Annotated in this window: 1 pseudogene; it reads left to right on the forward strand. The window is 67.6% G+C overall.

Going from position 1 to position 552, the window contains the following annotated elements:
- Nucleotides 1-552: pseudogene (locus tag A5648_RS15835) on the forward strand (AMP-binding protein); the annotation flags it as partial.

A 552-nucleotide genomic window follows, 5' to 3' on the forward strand; every position in this document is an offset into this window, starting at 1 on the left:
CTGATCGTCGATCCGGAGACCCGGCTGCCTTGCTGCGCTGACGAAGTGGGCGAGATCTGGGCATCCGGACCCAGCATCGCCCAGGGCTACTGGGGGCGGCCCGAGGAGACCGAACGCACCTTCGGTGCGACGCTGGCCGACACCGGCGAGGGCCCGTTCCTGCGCAGTGGCGACCTGGGGTTCTTCCGGGACGGCGAGCTGTTCGTCACCGGCCGGTGCAAGGACCTGATGACCATTGGCGGCTACAGCCACTACCCCAATGACATCGAGCTGACCGTGCAGGCTTGCCATCCGGCGCTGATGCCCAGCCGTGGTGCGGTTTTCCTGCTGCCGGGCAAGCGCAACGCCCCCGAGCATTTGGCGGTGGTGCAGGAGGTGCACCACCATGAGGCCGTCGGGGTCGATCTGGACGAGCTGATCCAATCGATCCGGGCGGCGATCCGCACCCACCACGGGATCGACGCGCAGACCGTGGTGCTGGTCAAGCCGATGCGGATCCCGACCACCACCAGCGGCAAGATTCAGCGCAGCGCGTGCCGGGACAAGTACCTC

Origin of the sequence: Mycolicibacter sinensis, from assembly GCF_001673565.1 — a bacterium.
Taxonomy (GTDB): Bacteria; Actinomycetota; Actinomycetes; order Mycobacteriales; family Mycobacteriaceae; genus Mycobacterium; species Mycobacterium sinense_C.